The organism is Bacillus sp. FMQ74 (assembly GCF_001875785.1).
GTDB lineage: Bacteria > Bacillota > Bacilli > Bacillales > Bacillaceae > Bacillus > Bacillus stercoris.
On sequence record NZ_MOEO01000013.1, the window covers coordinates 33,790 to 54,454 of the forward strand.

At 41.2% G+C, this 20,665-nt stretch carries 26 protein-coding genes; 17 read left to right on the forward strand and 9 right to left on the reverse strand.

The features are described from left to right. Positions 1–44 precede the first annotated feature (44 nt). From tkt to BLL41_RS19210, 3 genes are all read left to right on the forward strand, one after another. Positions 45–2,048 carry a transketolase gene (gene tkt, locus BLL41_RS19200; protein ID WP_071579099.1) on the forward strand — a complete coding sequence of 668 codons (2,004 nt, stop codon included), beginning with the start codon at positions 45–47 and terminating at the stop codon, positions 2,046–2,048. 152 nt (positions 2,049–2,200) lie between these two features. Beyond that, complete coding sequence (sirA, locus tag BLL41_RS19205) at positions 2,201–2,647, forward strand: sporulation inhibitor of replication protein SirA (protein ID WP_003231591.1); 447 nt, start codon at positions 2,201–2,203, stop codon at positions 2,645–2,647. An 85-nt stretch (positions 2,648–2,732) separates the two neighbouring features. Further along, positions 2,733–2,951, forward strand: coding sequence for a YneF family protein (locus BLL41_RS19210; RefSeq protein WP_003221221.1), 219 nt, complete (start codon positions 2,733–2,735; stop codon positions 2,949–2,951). A gap of 72 nt (positions 2,952–3,023) precedes the next feature. Here BLL41_RS19210 and ynzD read toward each other — a convergent pair whose 3' ends face one another. Beyond that, positions 3,024–3,197, reverse strand: a complete 174-nt coding sequence (gene ynzD / locus BLL41_RS19215; RefSeq protein WP_024121579.1) for an aspartyl-phosphate phosphatase YnzD — start codon at positions 3,195–3,197, stop codon at positions 3,024–3,026. 219 nt (positions 3,198–3,416) lie between these two features. Here ynzD and ccdA point away from each other — a divergent pair, with 219 nt between their 5' ends. From ccdA to BLL41_RS19230, 3 genes are all read left to right on the forward strand, one after another. Then, positions 3,417–4,124 carry a cytochrome c-type biogenesis protein CcdA gene (gene ccdA, locus BLL41_RS19220; RefSeq protein ID WP_071579100.1) on the forward strand — a complete coding sequence of 236 codons (708 nt, stop codon included), beginning with the start codon at positions 3,417–3,419 and terminating at the stop codon, positions 4,122–4,124. 89 nt (positions 4,125–4,213) lie between these two features. Beyond that, positions 4,214–4,576, forward strand: a complete 363-nt coding sequence (locus BLL41_RS19225) for a response regulator (protein ID WP_014113939.1) — start codon at positions 4,214–4,216, stop codon at positions 4,574–4,576. A gap of 78 nt (positions 4,577–4,654) precedes the next feature. Then, positions 4,655–5,146, forward strand: a complete 492-nt coding sequence (locus BLL41_RS19230; RefSeq protein ID WP_083428080.1) for a CcdC family protein — start codon at positions 4,655–4,657, stop codon at positions 5,144–5,146. Between the two features lie 30 nt (positions 5,147–5,176). Here BLL41_RS19230 and yneK read toward each other — a convergent pair whose 3' ends face one another. The 4 genes from yneK to sspO all read right to left on the reverse strand — a co-directional run bounded on the left by yneK (position 5,177) and on the right by sspO (position 6,636). Beyond that, positions 5,177–5,605: a DynA interaction protein YneK gene (yneK, locus tag BLL41_RS19235; RefSeq protein WP_003231580.1), complete on the reverse strand. Its 429-nt coding sequence runs from the start codon at positions 5,603–5,605 to the stop codon at positions 5,177–5,179. Positions 5,606–5,838: 233 nt separating this feature from the next. Continuing rightward, positions 5,839–6,231: an outer spore coat protein CotM gene (gene cotM, locus BLL41_RS19240; protein WP_014664130.1), complete on the reverse strand. Its 393-nt coding sequence runs from the start codon at positions 6,229–6,231 to the stop codon at positions 5,839–5,841. A gap of 80 nt (positions 6,232–6,311) precedes the next feature. Further along, complete coding sequence (locus BLL41_RS19245) at positions 6,312–6,458, reverse strand: small acid-soluble spore protein P (protein WP_003221237.1); 147 nt, start codon at positions 6,456–6,458, stop codon at positions 6,312–6,314. Between the two features lie 31 nt (positions 6,459–6,489). Further along, positions 6,490–6,636 carry an acid-soluble spore protein SspO gene (gene sspO, locus BLL41_RS19250; protein WP_003244839.1) on the reverse strand — a complete coding sequence of 49 codons (147 nt, stop codon included), beginning with the start codon at positions 6,634–6,636 and terminating at the stop codon, positions 6,490–6,492. Between the two features lie 226 nt (positions 6,637–6,862). Between sspO and acnA the strand changes: the two genes are divergently transcribed. From acnA to BLL41_RS19285, 7 genes are all read left to right on the forward strand, one after another. Beyond that, on the forward strand, positions 6,863–9,592 hold the full coding sequence (gene acnA / locus BLL41_RS19255; protein WP_071579102.1) for an aconitate hydratase AcnA: 2,730 nt from the start codon (positions 6,863–6,865) through the stop codon (positions 9,590–9,592). Between the two features lie 71 nt (positions 9,593–9,663). Next, positions 9,664–10,176 carry a redoxin domain-containing protein gene (locus BLL41_RS19260; RefSeq protein ID WP_071579103.1) on the forward strand — a complete coding sequence of 171 codons (513 nt, stop codon included), beginning with the start codon at positions 9,664–9,666 and terminating at the stop codon, positions 10,174–10,176. 79 nt (positions 10,177–10,255) lie between these two features. Next, the gene (locus BLL41_RS19265) at positions 10,256–10,381 is read left to right on the forward strand and encodes an FbpB family small basic protein (protein WP_003244964.1); all 126 of its coding nucleotides are present in this window, start codon (positions 10,256–10,258) and stop codon (positions 10,379–10,381) included. A 64-nt stretch (positions 10,382–10,445) separates the two neighbouring features. Next, the gene (gene sspN, locus BLL41_RS19270; RefSeq protein WP_003221249.1) at positions 10,446–10,592 is read left to right on the forward strand and encodes an acid-soluble spore protein SspN; all 147 of its coding nucleotides are present in this window, start codon (positions 10,446–10,448) and stop codon (positions 10,590–10,592) included. Positions 10,593–10,627: 35 nt separating this feature from the next. Then, positions 10,628–10,879, forward strand: coding sequence for a small acid-soluble spore protein Tlp (gene tlp / locus BLL41_RS19275; RefSeq protein WP_003231568.1), 252 nt, complete (start codon positions 10,628–10,630; stop codon positions 10,877–10,879). Positions 10,880–10,962: 83 nt separating this feature from the next. Continuing rightward, positions 10,963–11,379: a YbgC/FadM family acyl-CoA thioesterase gene (locus BLL41_RS19280; RefSeq protein WP_071579104.1), complete on the forward strand. Its 417-nt coding sequence runs from the start codon at positions 10,963–10,965 to the stop codon at positions 11,377–11,379. A 14-nt stretch (positions 11,380–11,393) separates the two neighbouring features. Beyond that, positions 11,394–11,693, forward strand: a complete 300-nt coding sequence (locus BLL41_RS19285; protein WP_014664137.1) for a hypothetical protein — start codon at positions 11,394–11,396, stop codon at positions 11,691–11,693. A 32-nt stretch (positions 11,694–11,725) separates the two neighbouring features. Here the strand turns inward: BLL41_RS19285 and BLL41_RS19290 are convergent, their stop codons facing one another. Beyond that, positions 11,726–12,013 carry a HesB/YadR/YfhF family protein gene (locus BLL41_RS19290; RefSeq protein WP_003231562.1) on the reverse strand — a complete coding sequence of 96 codons (288 nt, stop codon included), beginning with the start codon at positions 12,011–12,013 and terminating at the stop codon, positions 11,726–11,728. 87 nt (positions 12,014–12,100) lie between these two features. Further along, a complete protein-coding gene (plsY, locus tag BLL41_RS19295) occupies positions 12,101–12,682 on the reverse strand; it encodes a glycerol-3-phosphate 1-O-acyltransferase PlsY (protein ID WP_014664139.1) in 582 nt (193 codons plus the stop codon). Positions 12,683–12,851: 169 nt separating this feature from the next. Here plsY and BLL41_RS19300 point away from each other — a divergent pair, with 169 nt between their 5' ends. From BLL41_RS19300 to parC, 3 genes are all read left to right on the forward strand, one after another. Beyond that, entirely contained in the window at positions 12,852–13,259 is a 408-nt protein-coding gene (locus tag BLL41_RS19300) for a CoA-binding protein (protein WP_003245606.1), read from the forward strand. A 395-nt stretch (positions 13,260–13,654) separates the two neighbouring features. Next, positions 13,655–15,622 (forward strand): DNA topoisomerase IV subunit B, encoded by a 1,968-nt coding sequence (parE, locus tag BLL41_RS19305; protein ID WP_071579105.1) that lies wholly within the window; start codon positions 13,655–13,657, stop codon positions 15,620–15,622. A gap of 3 nt (positions 15,623–15,625) precedes the next feature. Beyond that, positions 15,626–18,046: a DNA topoisomerase IV subunit A gene (gene parC / locus BLL41_RS19310; protein ID WP_071579106.1), complete on the forward strand. Its 2,421-nt coding sequence runs from the start codon at positions 15,626–15,628 to the stop codon at positions 18,044–18,046. Between the two features lie 47 nt (positions 18,047–18,093). Here the strand turns inward: parC and BLL41_RS23160 are convergent, their stop codons facing one another. Beyond that, complete coding sequence (locus tag BLL41_RS23160) at positions 18,094–18,219, reverse strand: hypothetical protein (protein ID WP_003231548.1); 126 nt, start codon at positions 18,217–18,219, stop codon at positions 18,094–18,096. Between the two features lie 25 nt (positions 18,220–18,244). After that, a complete protein-coding gene (locus BLL41_RS19320) occupies positions 18,245–18,598 on the reverse strand; it encodes a hypothetical protein (RefSeq protein ID WP_014664143.1) in 354 nt (117 codons plus the stop codon). A 509-nt stretch (positions 18,599–19,107) separates the two neighbouring features. Here BLL41_RS19320 and BLL41_RS19325 point away from each other — a divergent pair. Beyond that, the gene (locus tag BLL41_RS19325) at positions 19,108–20,505 is read left to right on the forward strand and encodes an alanine/glycine:cation symporter family protein (RefSeq protein WP_071579107.1); all 1,398 of its coding nucleotides are present in this window, start codon (positions 19,108–19,110) and stop codon (positions 20,503–20,505) included. Positions 20,506–20,665: the final 160 nt, after the last annotated feature.

Consider the following 20,665-nt stretch of genomic DNA (forward strand, 5'->3'; position numbering starts at 1 on the left):
ACATTTATGATGTAAGGGTACAACACATAAGGAAGGGGATTTTTATGGATACAATTGAAAAGAAATCAGTTGCTACCATTCGCACACTGTCAATAGACGCTATTGAAAAAGCAAATTCTGGTCACCCAGGGATGCCGATGGGGGCTGCTCCAATGGCATACACGCTGTGGACAAAATTTATGAACGTAAGTCCGGCAAACCCTAGCTGGTTTAACCGTGACCGTTTTGTTTTATCTGCTGGACATGGGTCAGCACTTTTATACAGCATGCTTCATTTAAGCGGGTTTGATCTTAGTATTGAAGATCTTAAGGGATTCCGCCAGTGGGGCAGCAAAACACCTGGACATCCGGAATTCGGACATACTGCCGGTGTCGATGCGACAACAGGTCCGCTTGGCCAAGGAATTGCCATGGCAGTCGGTATGGCAATCGCTGAACGCCATTTAGCGGAAACTTACAACCGTGATTCATTTAACGTAGTCGATCATTATACATACAGTATTTGTGGTGATGGTGATTTAATGGAGGGTATTTCTTCTGAAGCCGCTTCACTCGCAGGCCATCTTCAGCTTGGTCGACTGATCGTACTATACGATTCTAATGACATCTCTCTCGATGGAGATCTCGACCGTTCATTCTCTGAAAACGTAAAACAGCGTTTTGAAGCAATGAATTGGGAAGTTCTTTATGTTGAGGATGGAAACAATATTGAAGAATTAACAGCGGCTATCGAAAAAGCACGCCAAAATGAAAAGAAACCTACATTAATTGAAGTGAAAACGACAATCGGATTCGGTTCGCCTAACCGCGCAGGTACATCCGGTGTTCACGGTGCGCCGCTTGGTAAAGAGGAAAGCAAATTAACAAAAGAAGCTTACGCGTGGACATATGAAGAAGATTTCTACGTTCCGTCAGAAGTATATGAGCATTTCGCTGCAGCTGTTAAAGAATCAGGCGAGAAAAAAGAACAGGAATGGAATGCTCAATTCGCTAAATATAAAGAAGTTTATCCTGAACTTGCTGAACAGCTTGAACTGGCAATCAAAGGAGAGCTTCCGAAGGACTGGGATCAAGAGGTTCCTGTTTATGAAAAAGGAAGCAGCCTGGCATCCCGTGCATCTTCCGGTGAAGTTCTCAACGGACTTGCGAAAAAAATTCCTTTCTTTGTCGGAGGTTCTGCCGACCTAGCCGGATCGAACAAAACGACAATTAAAAATGCCGGTGATTTTACAGCGGTTGATTACTCAGGCAAAAACTTCTGGTTTGGTGTACGTGAATTTGCGATGGGTGCAGCATTAAACGGTATGGCGCTTCATGGCGGACTTCGTGTATTCGGCGGAACTTTCTTTGTCTTCTCTGATTACCTGCGTCCTGCTATTCGCCTTGCAGCGTTAATGGGCCTTCCTGTCACATATGTCTTCACACATGACAGTATTGCTGTAGGTGAAGACGGCCCGACTCACGAGCCTGTTGAACAGCTTGCTTCACTCCGTGCGATGCCTAATCTTTCTTTGATCCGTCCTGCAGACGGCAATGAGACAGCAGCAGCATGGAAGCTTGCGGTACAAAGCACTGATCAGCCAACAGCGCTAGTGCTAACACGCCAGAACCTTCCTACCATCGAGCAAACGCCTGAAGAAGCATTGACAGGAGTAGAAAAAGGTGCATATGTCGTTTCTAAATCTAAAAACGAAACACCTGACGCTCTTCTCATCGCTTCGGGATCTGAGGTAGGTCTTGCGATTGAAGCTCAAGCAGAATTGGCAAAAGAAAATATCGATGTTTCTGTAGTCAGCATGCCTTCAATGGACCGTTTTGAGAAACAATCTGATGAATACAAAAACGAAGTCCTTCCTGCAGATGTGAAAAAACGCCTAGCAATTGAAATGGGCTCATCATTTGGATGGGGCAAATACACGGGGCTTGAAGGAGACGTACTTGGCATAGACCGATTCGGTGCATCTGCCCCTGGTGAAACCATCATTAACGAATACGGCTTCTCAGTACCGAACGTAGTGAATCGAGTAAAGGCATTAATTAATAAGTAAGTCTTTGAAAGAGGATGAGTCAAATCATCCTCTTTTTCTTGTTTATCCGACAAAAATAGTATTGGCTGTTTAACAGTAATAGACAATTCTTTCTTTTCTTCTTTTGTATAATAGAGAGCAAATGAAATGCTGCTGGAAAAGGGGATGAAAAGATGGAACGTCATTACTATACGTACCTGATAAAAGAGGAGTTTGCCAATCACTATTTCGGGCGGGAATCGGTTATGTTTGAGCTGTTTCAAGACTATCATTGGACAAGCCTTGAAAAGCAGCAGTATGAAATGACAGAGAAACAGATTCAATATATTACACAACCAATCCCGATTTTACATATGCATCAGCGGTTAAAAATGAATTTAAACAAAACGGATTACAGGCAGCTGGATTATATTTATAGAATAGCTTTGCCAAAAGCAAAAGGCCATGCGACATTTATGATGAAGGAGCACATGATAGAAATAGTGGCTTCGGGAGATTATGAGGCAGAAACGATTTTCTTTGAGGTGTTAAGAAAAGTAAGCCCTTGCTTTTTAGCAATGGATTTCAATTCGAAGCGTTACGGATGGCTAAATCCGGTGAAAGAAAGAAATTTTGTCTAAAACCGAAGAAAAAGAGATGTAAATGTTGTATAATAGCTTTTGGTTTAGTACACTTTAAACTAGACAACATGAAGGAGGAAATAAAATGACTTTATGGGTTGGCATCCTAGTGGGCGTTGTTGCATTGCTCATAGGTGTTGCACTCGGGTTTTTTATTGCTCGTAAATATATGATGAGCTACCTGAAAAAGAATCCGCCTATTAATGAACAAATGTTACGCATGATGATGATGCAAATGGGAATGAAACCTTCTCAAAAGAAAATCAATCAAATGATGAAAGCCATGAATAATCAAACGAAATAATACGTAAAGATTATGATATAGAGAAACATGGTTATAAAATAAAAAACCCTATACGGGTTTTTTATTTTGCGATCATTCATCACCCGCTACTGCTCGAAGGCGCTGCTTTTGATATTGTATGAGAAGATGGTCAAGCTCCTGACTGAGCTCTATCGTAATATGAGATGTCATTCCGTTCGCCATGACAATTTGCAGCAGCTCTGCTCTTTTTTTTTCAATTTCATTTAATAGATGCTCTCTAATCACAGGGATGTATCCTTTCATACATTAGATCTTCAAGTTGAATGTTTATATTATATCCATATTTATACTAATTTTCAAATGAGAAGGAGTACAATATCTCAATGTCAAATTAAATTATATAAGTTTTTTCTGAGAATAGAAATCCTTCAAGTGAAAGTGTTAAAAAAATGAAATGATTTTGTCATAACTTGAAGGAATGTCAAATCATGAAGGGATGATGACATGGGAGACGTGAATTATTTTTTGACATTCGGAGCAGGGTTTTTATCCTTTATTTCGCCTTGCTGCCTGCCGCTTTATCCAGCTTTCTTGTCATATATTACAGGGGTCAGCATGGATGATGTAAAAACAGAAAAGCTGCTGCTGCAGAAAAGAAGCCTGTTTCATACTTTATGTTTTTTGCTCGGCTTTTCAGTCATTTTTATTGCTTTAGGCTATGGAACATCTTTAATTGGCAGTCTGTTTAGGGATTACCATGATGCGATTCGGCAAATTGGCGCGTTGCTTATTATTTTGTTCGGTTTCTTTACACTCGGCGTGTTCCGGCCAGAGGCTATGATGAAAGAGCGGAGAATCCATTTTAAGCATAAACCGAGCGGGTTTTTAGGTTCAGTCCTAATCGGAATGGCATTTGCGGCGGGATGGACACCGTGTACCGGTCCAATATTAGGGGCTGTTATCTCACTTGCAGGCACCAATCCGGGCTCAGCGGTGCCATACATGATGTTATATGTACTCGGTTTTGCTGTACCGTTTCTTTTATTGTCTTTCTTTATCACAAAGCTGAAGTGGATAAGAAAGAACCAGCTTTTGATCATGAAAGCAGGCGGCGTTTTAATGATTGTGATTGGTGTGCTGTTATTCTTTGATTGGATGAGCCTGATCATTATTTTGCTGTCTGACCTTTTTGGAGGATTTACTGGTTTTTGATGGCGGATTACTTTCGCACTACTACTAAACCTGTTGTTTTTGGTACAATAAGACTATTATTTGTGGAAATCGTTTTTTTGGAGGGGAATATGACAAGAGTTTTAGTTGTAGACGACGCCAAGTTCATGAGAGTGAAAATCAGAGAGATCTTGGAAGAGGCAAATTACATAATCGCAGGCGAAGCGGCGGACGGCGAGCAAGCAGCGGACCTGTATAAAAAACTGCGCCCGGACATTGTGACAATGGATATTACAATGCCGGTGAAAAACGGCATAAAGGCGCTTCGTGATATCCTAACCTTTGATCCTAAAGCGAAGGTCATCATGTGCACTGCCATGCGCCAGCAAAGAATTGTAACGGAAGCAATTGAGCTGGGGGCAAAGGATTTTATTGTGAAGCCGTTTGAGGAAACAAAAGTGCTAGAAGCTGTCAGCCGCGTTATGGGATATTAAAGTCATTTCTTTTCAAAATGGTTTTTTTTATTGTTTTGGAGTATAGTATATAGTATCAACACTCCGAGAAACAAAGGAATGATAAGTATGATGATTATAGTTTCATCGATTATTGCTGTGTTAATGGCTGTAGCTGTGATGGTGGTCAGAATAAAGTCCTCTGACAAGCCTGTTTCACCAAAAAAAATCATTCTCCCGCCGATTTTTATGAGTACGGGAGCGTTAATGTTTTTATTTCCGGTTTTTTGGGTTACTGGTGCAGAGTTTTTGGAAGCATTCACTTTAGGTGTGATTTTCTCTATTTTTCTAATCAAAACCTCTAAGTTCGAAGTTAAAAATAATGAAATTTACATGAAACGCTCTAAAGCATTTGTTTTTATATTAGTCGGTCTTTTGGTGATCAGAATCGTGATGAAATCGATCTTGAGCACATCAATTGATTATGGTGCATTGAGCGGAATGTTTTGGATTCTGGCTTTCGGTATGATTGTGCCCTGGAGAATCGCCATGTATTTATCATATCGAAAACTTCATAACGAGTTGCAGTCAGCTAATATTCAAATGAATTAAAAAACCTTTCCTCTTGCCAGGAAAGGTTTTTTATTTGAGAAGGGTTTGATAAGGCTCCAGATCGATTTTTTTGTCCCGCAGATGCCTTTTTAAGAAGGTATGGTCTCTTTTAGGAGTTGCGAGAATATAACCTTTGATCATAAGTTGCTGATCAATCTTTGCTACCTTTTCTTTTAATGCAAGCTCACCGATTTTGCCTGCGATTTTGGCTTTTGCTGCATCTCTGAACAGTTCTGGCACCGGCGCTGTCAATTCATCTAGAAACTGTTTATTTTCATCGTTCCATAAATGTCTGCTGTTTTCAATATAGTAATCCTGCCAATCAAGCTCTGACCTGCCGTCCTCTTTTGGTAAACGCTTTAAAAACTTTCGAAACATGAAAAAACCGCCGATTGATAATAAGACAACCATCATGATCACCCAAAACAGAATAAACCACAAAAACCATCCTTCCAGCATCAATCATTCCCCCTTATTCTAACCATATTGTATACGAAGAGAGATTAGAAGGACACAGTAAAAAAAGAATAGAAAAAAGTGATAGATGTCTAGTCAAAAGAGATAGTAGATCATATTCTATTGTATAGTGAATCTGCTATTTGGCCATGGGAGAGTCACTAGATGGTATTTGACGATAAATGGACGGAAAAAAAGTCACTTTCATAATAGGGGATGAAAGTGACTTTTTATGTTTAGCTGAGAGGGAATTGAAGAGAAAAAGAAGAGCCATCTTCTGTTTCTTTATTGACGGCGACTGTGAGTATTTGATTTTCGCATTCGGCTTGAATGGTTTTGTCATTAAAATAAAAAGGAAGCATCATTTGTTTTTCAAAAGTCTGTCCTGATGATTTGACTGTTAAAATGAACTCGCAGCCAGACAGGGTAACCATTACTTGTGTCGGCTGTAAAAAAGTCAGGTCCGCTTCTATAATATACTGCTGACTTGTTTCATATAAATCAATAGGCAATGTTTCGTCGTACCAGGCGAAGGGGTCTTCAAAAAATTGCCGAAGCCATTCATCCATACTATCGAAATCATTTGCATCATTACGTTTTGAATGGGTCATGGAAGCATTCCTCCACATATCAACCTTGCCTTACAGCATATGCGGTGGATTATAAATGGGTGAACGCATAAAAAAACAGACACTAAGGTCTGCTTTTCTTACATATCATGGCTTGAGTTGTGCTTTTGTCTTGTGTGGTTTCGGTTCTTCACTTTTTTGCTTCCGCTTAAAGGCTCAGGCTGTCCAGGATTGTGTCCTTTTGGGGCGTTTTTATGCATATCTTTACTTGTATTCTTATTGGTCATAAAATGAGGACCTCCTTAAAAGAGTTCGATGTTATTGATTGGTTTTTCTCTTTTTATTATTTTGGCGTTCAGCTTCAGTCAGTACAAGCTGATCGTTTTCGATGTAGCCGGCACCTTTGCCTTGGCTTTTGGCGTCATTCATTCCGTTAATGACGTGATTCGCTTTTCTTTTAACCATCATTATCACCTCAATCATAATATGGCTCCTTTTATTGTGTTATATGAGAGAGCATAAACAGTAAAAATTACCGGTGCATTTTCTCATAAGTCGAACTTATTGTATTTAATAAAAACATTGATATTTACTTATGTATGATTTTGTTTTAATATGAAATTGTGAGAAAATTGTGATGGAATGTAATGTTCATCTGAGAATGATCTGATCTGAAGGGGGATTTTGGAGAATGGCAAACGAGCAAAAAACTGCAGCAAAAGACGTTTTCCAAGCGAGAAAAACGTTTACTACAAATGGGAAAACATATCATTACTACTCTTTAAAAGCGTTAGAAGATTTAGGTATCGGGAAGGTTTCAAAGCTTCCTTATTCCATCAAAGTTCTTTTAGAATCAGTTTTGCGTCAAGTGGATGGATTCGTCATCAAAAAAGAACATGTGGAAAATTTGGCAAAATGGGGAACTGCCGAATTAAAGGAAATCGATGTACCGTTCAAACCATCTCGTGTTATTTTACAAGACTTCACAGGGGTTCCGGCAGTAGTAGACCTTGCTTCACTGCGTAAAGCGATGGCAGCTGTCGGCGGAGATCCTGATAAAATCAACCCTGAAATTCCTGTTGATCTCGTTATCGACCACTCTGTACAGGTTGATAAAGCGGGTACGGAAGACGCGTTAGCAGTAAATATGGATTTGGAATTCGAAAGAAATGCAGAACGCTACAAATTTTTAAGCTGGGCAAAGAAAGCGTTTAACAATTATCAAGCAGTGCCGCCTGCAACAGGTATTGTGCATCAGGTCAACCTTGAGTTCCTGGCAAGTGTTGTCCATGCCATTGAAGAAGACGGTGAGCTTGTAACGTATCCTGATACGCTTGTCGGGACAGACTCACATACAACAATGATTAACGGTATCGGTGTTCTCGGCTGGGGTGTCGGCGGAATTGAAGCTGAAGCGGGAATGCTTGGACAGCCTTCTTACTTCCCAGTTCCAGAGGTAATCGGCGCGAAACTTGTCGGCAAGCTTCCAAACGGAACAACAGCTACTGACTTGGCGTTAAAAGTAACACAAGTGCTGCGTGAAAAAGGCGTTGTCGGCAAATTTGTTGAATTCTTCGGACCGGGAATTGCTGAACTGCCGCTTGCAGATCGCGCAACAATTGCGAACATGGCGCCGGAATACGGTGCTACATGCGGATTCTTCCCAGTAGACGAAGAAGCGCTTAACTACCTGCGTCTGACAGGCCGTGATCCTGAACATATTGATGTTGTTGAAGCATACTGCAGAAGCAACGGCTTATTCTACACTCCGGATGCGGAAGACCCTCAATTTACTGATGTGGTTGAAATTGATCTGTCTCAAATCGAAGCGAACTTATCAGGTCCAAAGCGTCCACAGGATTTGATCCCGCTTTCTGCTATGCAGGAAACGTTTAAAAAGCACTTAGTCAGCCCTGCAGGCAACCAAGGTTTCGGTTTAAATGCAGAGGAAGAAAATAAAGAAATTAAGTTTAAACTCCTTAACGGCGAAGAAACAGTTATGAAAACGGGTGCGATCGCCATTGCTGCGATTACAAGCTGTACGAATACATCTAACCCATATGTTCTGATCGGCGCCGGACTAGTAGCGAAAAAAGCAGTTGAGCTAGGGCTTAAGGTGCCTAATTACGTGAAAACGTCACTTGCACCGGGTTCAAAAGTTGTTACAGGATATCTTGTGAATTCAGGCCTTCTTCCATACATGAAAGAGCTTGGTTTTAACCTCGTTGGATACGGATGTACAACATGTATCGGAAACTCGGGTCCGCTTTCACCAGAAATCGAAGAAGCGGTTGCGAAAAATGATCTTCTGATTACGTCTGTCCTTTCCGGAAACCGTAACTTTGAAGGGCGTATTCATCCGCTTGTTAAAGGCAACTATCTTGCTTCACCGCCGCTTGTTGTGGCATATGCGCTGGCTGGAACGGTAAACATTAACTTGAAAACCGATCCGATCGGTGTGGGCAAAGATGGTCAAAACGTATACTTTAATGATATTTGGCCGTCAATGGATGAAATCAATGCACTTGTTAAGCAAACTGTTACACCAGAGCTATTCCGCAAAGAGTATGAAACCGTATTTGATGACAACAAGCGCTGGAACGAAATTGAAACAACAGATGAAGCATTATATAAATGGGATAGCGAGTCAACTTACATTCAAAACCCGCCATTCTTCGAAGAAATGTCTGTTGAACCAGGCAAGGTTGAACCATTAAAAGGTTTGCGTGTTGTCGGTAAATTCGGCGATTCAGTCACAACTGACCATATTTCTCCTGCTGGGGCAATCGGAAAAGATACGCCTGCCGGAAAGTACTTGCAAGAAAAAGGAGTTTCTCCTCGTGACTTTAACTCCTACGGTTCCCGCCGCGGAAACCATGAAGTCATGATGAGAGGAACATTTGCCAACATCCGCATCAAAAACCAAATCGCACCGGGTACAGAAGGCGGATTTACGACGTACTGGCCAACTGGTGAAGTAACGTCCATCTATGATGCGTGCATGAAATACAAAGAAGATAAAACCGGTCTTGTCGTTTTAGCAGGAAAAGACTACGGTATGGGATCTTCACGTGATTGGGCCGCAAAAGGAACAAATCTTCTTGGCATCAGAACGGTAATTGCAGAGAGCTTTGAAAGAATTCACAGAAGCAACCTTGTATTCATGGGTGTGCTGCCGCTTCAGTTTAAACAAGGTGAAAATGCGGATACACTCGGCTTAACGGGTAAAGAAGTCATCGAGGTAGATGTTGATGAAACCGTTCGCCCTCGTGACCTTGTGACGGTAAGAGCAATCAATGAAGACGGCAATGTAACAACTTTTGAAGCAGTCGTCCGCTTTGATAGTGAAGTTGAAATTGATTACTACCGCCATGGCGGCATCCTTCAGATGGTGCTTCGCGAAAAAATGAAGCAGTCCTGATGAATCAATAGGAAGAGAAGGCATTTCGCTTTCTCTTCTTTTTATGACACAATGTGCTGCGGAGGTGGCATATGCTGAAAAAATGGCTTGCTGGGATCCTGCTTATCATGCTTGCCGGTTATATGGGTTGGAACCTTTATCAAACATACAGCAAAAAAGAAGTCGGCATTGAAGAGGGGCAACAAGCACCTGATTTTTCTTCGAAAACGCTGTCAGGAGAGAAGAGCTCCTTAAAGGATTCACAAGGCAAAAAAGTATTGCTCAACTTTTGGGCAACTTGGTGTAAGCCGTGCCGTCAGGAAATGCCGGCGATGGAAGAGCTGCAAAAAGAGTACGCCGACAAACTTGCGGTTGTTGCGGTGAATTTCACTTCAGCTGAGAAAAGTGAAAAACAGGTCCGAACGTTTGCTGATACGTATGATTTAACGTTCCCCATTCTGATTGATAAAAAAGGGATCAATGCTGACTATAACGTGATGTCATATCCAACGACATATATCTTAGATGAAAAAGGTGTTATTCAAGACATACACATTGGCACCATGACAAAAAAAGAAATGGAACAAAAACTGGATCTTGATTAGATTCAGTTTTTTTATGTTCAGATATGCTTACAAGTTTTCAGAATTGGAAAAAATAAAAGAATATGCGGAGGTGAGAAGCGTGAAGAAGATGAGAAAACGTTCTTTTCATGAGCTCGTCATGGAAAACAAAAAAGAGCTGATGACTAATACAGAGTACTTAAATCAGCTTGAAGAAAAGCTTGAACAGCGATTTAAGCAAAAATAACCTTTAATTTGTATTCATGTTTACCCCTCCTTTTGAGAAACCTATCTGTTGAGGAGGGATAAGCATGGGAAACAACAAGAAAAACGGTCAGCCTCAATATGCTCCAAGCCACTTGGGTACAAAGCCTGTGAAATATAAAGCCAATAAAGGGGAAAAAATGCATGATACTTCAGGACAGCAGCCGATCATCATGCAGACAAAAGGTGAGTAGCGAAAAATCGAGTTTATTTCTAGGAGGTACATCCGATGACAAAGAACCAAAATCAATATCAGCAGCCTAATCCTGATGATCGTTCTGATAATGTAGAAAAATTGCAGGATATGGTTCAAAATACAATTGAAAATATAGAAGAAGCAGAAGCATCAATGGAGTTTGCTTCAGGAGAAGATAAGCAGCGTATCAAAGAAAAAAATGCAAGACGCGAACAGAGCATTGAAGCATTTCGTAATGAAATACAGGACGAATCCGCAGCGAGACAAAATGGATACCGTTCTTAAAAACCAGGGAAACCTGGTTTTTTTCTTTCTGATTTGGTTATGGTAAAATGGGGCTAAATTGACGTTAAGGGAGCAGAGTAATCTTGCATGTATCAAAAAAAGAAATAGAAGTACGTTATGCAGAAACAGATCAAATGGGGATTGTCTATCACGCAAATTATCTTGTGTGGATGGAGGTCGGCAGAACAGCTTTAATCAAGGACTTAGGCTTTTTATATAGTGAAATGGAAAAGAGAGGCGTTCTGTCTCCGGTCGTTGATATCAACATTTCCTATAAAAAGCCGCTTCATTACGGAGAAACCGCGGTTGTCCATACATGGATAGAGGAATATAACGGCTTTAAAACCGTTTATGGTTATCACATTTATAATCCGGCCGGTGAGCTTTCCATCAAAGCCACCTCATCTCATATTTGTGTGGATAAAGAAAGCTTTAAGCCTATTCAGTTTCGCAAAGCTTTTCCTGATTGGCATGCAGCATATGAAAAGGCCAAAAAATAGGAAGTGAATGGGATATGGCGTTTGGTGTGAAACGGGAGGAACTGAACCGGTGGAAACAAGCAGTGAAAAAAGGAGAAATCGCATTTTTAACACATTACTGGCTGGATGACCGGTTTCCGGAAGCAAAGACTGTGACAAAAGCCGGCTGTGCAGATATTGATAAGCTGATTCGGTGGGGAGCAGCATACGGGTTAAAGAAAGAATGGATACATAAGAAAAGTGAATTTCCTCACTTTGATCTGCTGGGTGAAACCCAAAAATATATTTTGGAACAAGAAAACCTAACCGATCATCTTATACGATTTCATTTGTAAAAAAAAAGAACGCACATCATGTGCGTTCTTTTTTATTGGTATTCAAAAACCGGTTCATCAGCGTCTTCTGAATAGCTGACGAGAAGGTCGTGATTATCAAAGTACCATAAATCACTTTCTTCAATAAAGAAGGTAATGCCGTCTGCTTCTGCAGTGACTCCAGCCTCTTGTGGGGCATCTTTCGCTACACCGAGAGAAAAACCCTTCTGAACGTTGCTGCAGCCTCCGTAGCGGACGAAAAAGCGAACCTGGTCTCCGCTTTCCAAATCGAGCTCTTCTTTATACCAGTTCAATGCGTCTTCGTTAATTGTCATATTCATAACAGAACACCCCTTTGTTCTTCATTTGAATTTTCTCTATTATAAACGTATTAGGCTATTCTGTGTCAAAAGAGAAGGTTTTTAAGCTTATAGCCATTTTACTTTAGGTTCTGTTTTATTGATGATTCGTTTAATGTTTGCCCGGTGTCTGTATATCACAAAAATAGTAAGCAGGGTAACGACAATCAATAAATACGTATCATGGACAAAGAAACTATATATAACAGTATAGATCCCTGTTAACATCGATGATAGAGAAACAAATTTAGTCAAGTATAAAAAGATGAAGAATACCGCAACCATCGTGATAAATAACAGAGGTGCGTAAAATAGCAAAACGCCACCTGATGTTGCCACGGCTTTACCGCCTTTAAATTTAGCGAAGACGGGGAACACATGGCCTATTACCGCAAAGACTCCTGCAAGAAGCGGATGAATATCAACGTGCATGAGAAAAGGCAATGCAGTTGCCAGCGTCCCTTTCAAAATATCTCCGGCTATGACGACCGAACCAGCTTTTACGCCCAGTGTACGGAATGCATTGGTAGCGCCTAAGTTGCCGCTTCCGTGCTCCCGAATATCAATTCCCTTGGCAAGCTTGCCCACAATTAAGCCAGATGGAATGCTGCCTATCAAGTAGGCCAAAATAATCAATAAAGCAATTAACATCTACATTTCTCCTTTTTCAAATTCCCTTCTTTCTATTTTAACATGAGATGTCATGATCTGATGATAAGTTTTTTTGTAAAGTTTGCTTACAAATCCAATCAAACATGCATCATATTTTGATTTCTCCTGTTTTGATCGTGTAAAATAAGTGGAAAAGGAGTGACACATGATGCAAAACCCTTCTAAAGCGGAAATTAAAGAGATTCTTCAAAGAAGCAAACGTATAGCGGTAGTGGGGCTTTCAGACCGTCCGGATAGAACGTCACATATGGTTTCAAAAGCAATGCAGGATGCGGGTTATGAAATTATCCCTGTGAACCCGACAATTGATGAGGCACTAGGTGTCAAAGCCGTTTCATCTTTAAAAGAGATTGACGGTCCGATCGACATCGTCAATGTATTCCGGCGCTCGGAACAGCTTCCTGGAGTGGCGGAAGAGTTTTTAGAGACAGATGCTCCAGTATTTTGGGCACAGCAAGGGCTGGTAAATGAGGAAGCATACCAGATGCTAAAAGAAAAAGGCAGAACGGTTATCATGGATCTGTGCATAAAAGTGGCACACGCTGTAACAAAATAGGTGCAGAACTGCAAAAATCCTTGTGAATTCAAGGATTTTTGCTTTTTAATTTTAAGATATTGTTTGCGTATTACGGTGAAACAGATACAATAAAGCTTGAACAGCTTTTTTTGAATACCTTGTCCAGCTGGGTTTCGGCCGTTCGATTTGCGAAGGTCTGCTGCTTTATATATAATAAACAAACATACGTTCTCATGGTGCAAAAACAGCACTAGCCGATGTTTTGAGAACTGATTCGTTAGCTCTATGTTGCGATTGCAAACATATGGTTATAATGAGGAGTCCAAGGCAGTACCGGTTTGAGGCGAGGTTTATAAAAAATATCTTATATACAAATGATGTGTAACACTGAAAAAGAGAAAGACAATGTTAGTTTTTGAAAGGGGTTTGTACGTTTGGCTAGAAAACAGCAATTTGATTACAACGAAGATGCCATACAGGTGCTCGAAGGCCTTGAGGCTGTCAGGAAAAGGCCGGGTATGTATATTGGCTCTACTGACGCGCGGGGCTTGCACCACTTGGTTTATGAAATTGTAGATAACTCTGTCGACGAGGTGCTTGCCGGCCATGGAGATCACATAATCGTCAAAATACATAAAGACAATAGTATTTCTGTACAGGATAGAGGCCGCGGCATGCCGACCGGAATGCATAAGCTCGGCAAACCAACCCCTGAAGTGATTTTAACGGTGCTTCATGCCGGAGGAAAATTCGGCCAAGGCGGCTATAAGACAAGCGGCGGGCTCCACGGAGTTGGTGCATCAGTCGTGAATGCTTTATCTGAATGGCTGACGGTTACCATTGAGCGGGACGGTTTTATCTATCAGCAGCGATTTGAAAATGGAGGAAAACCGGTTACATCTCTCGAAAAGATCGGCAAAACGAAAAAGACGGGAACACTTACACACTTTAAGCCAGATCCAACGATGTTCAGCACAACAACCTATAATTTTGAAACGCTTTCCGAGCGCTTAAGAGAGTCTGCGTTTTTGTTAAAAGGATTGAAAATTGAGCTGATTGATGAACGCGATGACCAGCATGAGGTCTTTTATTATGAAAACGGCATAGAGGCGTTTGTCGCTTACTTAAATGAAGAAAAAGACGTCTTGTCTGAAGTGGTCTCGTTTGAGGGAGAGCATCATTCTATAGAAGTGGACTTTGCGTTCCAGTTTAACGATGGTTATTCTGAAAATATTTTGTCTTTTGTTAACAATGTCAGAACAAAAGACGGCGGTACGCATGAGTCAGGTGCAAAAACTGCGATGACGCGGGCTTTTAATGAATATGCGCGAAAAGTGGCTTTGCTGAAAGAAAAGGATAAGAACCTTGAAGGCACCGATATAAGGGAAGGGCTTTCAGCCATTATTTCTGTCCGCATTCCTGAGGAGCTTCTACAATTTGAAGGACAAACAAAAGGAAAGCTCGGTACCAGTGAAGCAAGATCAGCGGTTGATGCGATTGTTTCAGAGCAGCTTGCTTACTTTTTAGAGGAAAATCGGGACACCGCAACGCTTCTTGTTAAAAAAGCAATCAAGGCGAGCCAGGCGCGCGAAGCGGCACGCAAAGCCCGTGAAGAAGCAAGAAGCGGCAAAAAACGAAAAAAATCAGAAGCGACATTAAGCGGAAAACTGACGCCTGCGGGTTCGAGAAACCCGGCAAAAAATGAATTGTATCTCGTTGAGGGAGATTCAGCAGGCGGGTCAGCCAAGCAGGGACGAGACCGCAGATTCCAAGCGGTTCTGCCTTTACGCGGTAAAGTCATTAATACGGAAAAAGCTAAGCTTGCAGATATCTTTAAAAATGAAGAGATCAATACGATCATTCATGCGATCGGCGGGGGTGTCGGAGCAGATTTCTCAATCGATGACATCAACTACGACAAAATTATCATTATGACCGATGCCGATACTGACGGCGCCCATATTCAAGTGCTGCTCCTTACCTTTTTCTATCGCTATATGAAGCCGCTTATTGAGCATGGCAAGGTGTTTATTGCGCTGCCACCTTTATATAAGGTCAGTAAAGGAAGCGGGAAGAAGGAAATCATTGAATATGCATGGTCTGATGAAGAGATGGGTGATGTCCTGAAAAAAGTCGGCAAGGGCTATACGATTCAGCGATATAAGGGTCTTGGAGAGATGAATGCAGACCAGCTGTGGGAAACAACGATGAATCCGGAGTCCCGCACACTTGTTAGGGTCAAAATTGACGATGCGGCACGTGTAGAGAGACGTGTAACGACGTTAATGGGAGACAAAGTAGAGCCGCGCAGAAAGTGGATTGAGAAAAACGTCGCTTTCGGCTTAGATGAAGAAAGCAATATTTTAGAAAATGAAAACTTATCGGTCGCTGAGGAGGTTTAATGATTGTCACAGCCAGAATTATTTCATGATTTACCATTAGAAGAGGTGATCGGCGACCGTTTTGGACGCTACAGTAAATATATTATTCAAGACAGAGCGCTGCCTGATGCGAGAGACGGATTAAAGCCGGTACAGCGCAGAATTCTGTATGCGATGCACACAGATGGAAACACGTTTGATAAAAACTTCAGAAAAGCGGCCAAAACGGTCGGTAACGTCATCGGTAACTATCATCCGCACGGTGACAGTTCGGTTTATGAAGCAATGGTGCGGATGAGCCAGGATTGGAAAGTTCGTAATGTGTTGATCGAAATGCATGGTAACAACGGAAGCATCGACGGAGATCCCCCGGCAGCCATGCGTTATACAGAGGCACGATTATCTCCGATAGCATCTGAGCTTCTTCGGGATATTGACAAAAACACGGTTGAATTTGTGCCGAACTTCGATGACACAAGTAAGGAGCCTGTCGTACTCCCGGCGATGTTTCCTAACCTATTGGTCAACGGATCTACCGGGATTTCAGCAGGATACGCGACCGACATTCCCCCTCATCATTTGGGAGAAGTCATTGATGCTGTCATTAAGCGTATTCAAATGCCATCTTGCTCTATTGATGAACTCATGGAAGTCATTAAAGGACCTGATTTTCCGACAGGCGGTATTATTCAAGGCGTTGACGGCATAAGAAAAGCTTACGAAACAGGAAAAGGAAAAATCATTATCCGCGGAAAAGCTGAAATTGAAACAATCAGAGGCGGACGAGAACAAATTGTCATTACTGAAATTCCATTTGAAGTAAATAAAGCAAACCTTGTGAAAAAAATGGACGAGTTCCGTATTGATAAAAAGGTTGAAGGCATCTCAGAGGTTCGTGATGAAACGGATCGAACAGGGCTGAGAGTGGTCATTGAACTGAAAAAAGAAGCGGATGCCAAAGGCATTTTGAATTTCTTATATAAAAACACTGATTTGCAGATCACATATAACTTCAATATGGTGGCTATTCATAACCGCCGTCCAATGCTGATGAGCTTGCCGTCTATTTTGGATGCGTATATTGGACACCAAAAAGAAGTCGTCACAAACCGGTCCGTTTACGAGCTTCAAAAAGCAAAAGACAGACATCACATCGTAGAAGGGCTCATGAAAGCTTTGTCCATTTTAGATGAAGTCATTGCAACGATCCGTTCTTCAAGCGATAAACGTGACGCTAAAAATAATTTGATTGCGAAATACGAATTTACAGAGCCTCAGGCTGAAGCCATCGTCTCATTGCAGTTATATCGTTTAACCAATACAGATATCACAGCGCTTAAGGAAGAGGCAGAAGAGCTCGGTAAAAAAATTGAAGAACTCGAATCTATTTTAAGCAATGATAAAAAGCTGTTAAAAGTGATCACAAACAGCTTAAAAGCACTGAAAAAGAAATATGCAGACACGAGACGCTCCGTGATTGAAGAAAAAATTGAGGAAATTAAAATCAACCTCGAAGTTATGGTTGCGTCTGAGGATGTATATGTAACCGTTACGAAGGATGGCTATCTAAAACGGACAAGCCAGCGCTCATATGCCGCTTCCAACGGCCAGGATTTCGGAATGAAAGATACGGACAGGATGCTGCATCAATTTGAAATGAATACGACGGACGTGCTGCTGCTCTTTACGAACAAAGGAAGCTACATTTATTGTCCTGTTCACCAGCTGCCTGATATCAGATGGAAGGACATGGGCCAGCATTTTTCAAATCTGATCACTATTGACCGTGATGAAACGATTGTAAAGGCCATACCGATAAAAGAATTTGATCCGTCGGCATATCTATTGTTCTTTACGAAAAACGGCATGGTGAAAAAGACAGAGCTCACCCATTATAAAGCACAGCGTTATTCTAAAGCGCTTGTGGCCTTAAATCTGAAGGGTGAAGATGAATTGATTGATGTTCATGTAACAAATGGGGAAAGCCAGATCTTTATGGCCACTCACTTAGGGTACGCCCTATGGTTTGGAGAAGACGAAGTGAATGTAGTTGGCGCGCGTGCGGCAGGTGTCAAAGGGATTAACTTAAAAGAGGATGACTTTGTTGTCTCCGGAGAGATCCTTCAAGAATCTGATTCAATTGTTTTGTTCACACAGCGGGGAGCGGTAAAACGCATGAGTCTTTCTGAGTTCGAGAAAACATCCCGCGCAAAACGCGGTGTCGTGATGCTAAGGGAACTGAAAAAGAATCCTCACCGTGTTGCAGCACTGTTCGCTTGCGGTCTTGAACAGCGGCTTATGGCAGAAACAGAAAAAGGCGACAGAAAAGAACTGCAGGCAAAACAGCTGCGGACAAACGACAGATACAGCAATGGCTCTTTCTTTTTTGATGAAGAGGAATCAGGCAAGGTTACAGCTGTTTGGCGCATGCATACAGACCAATAATAAAAAAACCCGCTCATATAGTGTGAGCGGGTTTCGTTTATTTTTTATCAGCTTTCATGGTTGGTGAATAGATCTGTTACGGCATGAATGACTTCAATTCCCTGCCATACAAATAAATTCAGCGCTGTGAAAGAAAATAAGCCTAATATCACCATTCTTAAGATAAACAACATGTTAAACAGCCTCCTCATATTATCGTTATATAATCGGGTGATGTTGAACATGAAGTTTGCCGAAATAAGACGATTGATAAAATTTGGCCAGTATAAAACTTTTTTTCCGCTGGCGCCTGCGGGTGTATCCCGTACTTTTGCTTTCAGCTGTCAGAAGCAGAACAGCCATTGCCCATAAAGCGGTTAGCGCAAATGCCCCTGTGATGGATTTCTTCTCATCATCAGCATTTTGGCCGGCTTTCATCTCGTGCATTTCCTGCTGGTCGGCTACGGCTTTATAATGATGGCCGATATCAAAGGCGTGGGGAATTGAGAGCAAATGAAAACTGGCAATCGCCAAGAATAAGATGGATGCTTTCAATATCGTTACTTTTTTCAAATGATCTCCCCCTCCTTTAATATTACTGAATATTTTTATAATAATACCCCAATCCATCCTAAAAGTAAACTTGATTTATTAAATTTAAAAACTAAATTTCACTTTGTTAAGTATATATCTTTTTGCTTATTTTTGAAAGAGAAACATTCTTTTATTAGTGTATGTATACCCGGTTTATGGTGTGAATAAAAGCATATTTTAGATGATATGTTTGTTGTTTAAGGTTTATTCCTTTATTTATGAGCTAAATCAAAGGAAAGACAAGAGAATGGGAGGAAATGATTGCATTGTTAATAGGCACTTTTTTAAAAATGCAAGCTTGCAATGAGTGTTTTTATTCATAGGAAAATGCTAGAGAAAGGATCGACAGAGTAACATCCAGCTATGACAATATTCTTCTCGAAAAATCTTCCTAATTCGTCATATTGTGATATAATAAAACTCGTTATGTTAAAAAATCTAACATCAAAATCGAATTCGTATTGAATTGATGAAAACGGGAGGTAAATATGGCGTCTTTTTTCAATAGTTTAATTCATATTCCAAGTGATTTCATTTGGAAATACCTATTTTATATTTTAATAGGGCTTGGATTATTTTTTACCATACGTTTTGGTTTTATCCAATTCCGTTATTTTATTGAAATGTTCAGAATAGTAGGGGAGAAGCCTGAAGGAAATAAAGGTGTTTCCTCTATGCAGGCATTCTTTATTTCGGCTGCATCCCGAGTCGGTACTGGGAATTTGACTGGTGTAGCTTTAGCAATTGCGACAGGCGGACCGGGCGCTGTGTTTTGGATGTGGGTTGTAGCTGCTGTAGGTATGGCTTCAAGCTTTGTTGAAAGTACGCTAGCGCAGCTTTATAAGGTGAAAGACGGGGAGAATTTCCGCGGAGGCCCGGCCTACTACATTCAGAAGGGTCTTGGAGCCAGATGGCTTGGTATCGTTTTTGCTGTCTTAATTACGGTATCATTCGGTTTAATCTTTAACGCTGTTCAAACGAATACTATTGCAGGAGCGTTGGATGGCGCATTTCATGTGAATAAAACAGTTGTAGCCATTGTCTTGGCTGTTTTAACTGCGTTTATCATTTTTGGCGGTTTGAAACGTGTTGTGGCTGTAACACAGCTAATCGTACCGGTTATGGCAGGCATTTATATTCTTATTGCTTTATTTGTTGTCATCACAAATATTACGGCTTTCCCTGGCGTTATCGCTACAATTGTTAAAAATGCTTTAGGTTTTGAACAAGTCGTCGGCGGCGGAATTGGCGGCATCATCGTTATCGGTGCGCAGCGCGGACTTTTTTCAAATGAAGCAGGGATGGGAAGCGCTCCGAATGCGGCTGCAACAGCTCATGTATCGCATCCGGCAAAACAAGGTTTTATTCAAACATTAGGCGTATTTTTCGATACATTTATCGTATGTACGTCCACAGCGTTTATCATTTTGCTGTACAGTGTAACGCCAAAAGGTGATGGTATCCAAGTAACCCAGGCTGCCCTTAATCATCATATCGGTGGCTGGGCGCCTAGCTTCATCGCAGTCGCAATGTTCTTGTTTGCATTCAGTTCAGTTGTCGGCAACTATTATTATGGTGAGACAAATATTGAATTTATTAAAACAAGCAAAACATGGCTGAATATTTACCGGATTGCGGTTGTTGCTATGGTTGTCTACGGTTCTCTATCAGGCTTCCAAATCGTTTGGGACATGGCGGATCTCTTTATGGGTATCATGGCGCTGATTAACTTAGTTGTGATTACGCTGCTGTCAAACGTTGCTTACAAAGTGTATAAAGACTACGCGAAACAGCGTAAACAAGGACTTGATCCTGTATTTAAAGCGAAAAACATTCCAGGGCTGAAAAATGCTGAAACATGGGAAGATGAGAAACAAGAAGCATAAGAACACGGCTGCATTCAATTCATTGAATGCGGCTTTTTATTTGGCGTGAAGAAGCAGAATCTTTCAAATTAAACAAAAAGTAAAGTGAATAGTCCTGATTAAACAATTTTCTATTCGGTCCGTATGTGTCAGCAGTATCTGAAACAAGACAAAAAGAGCA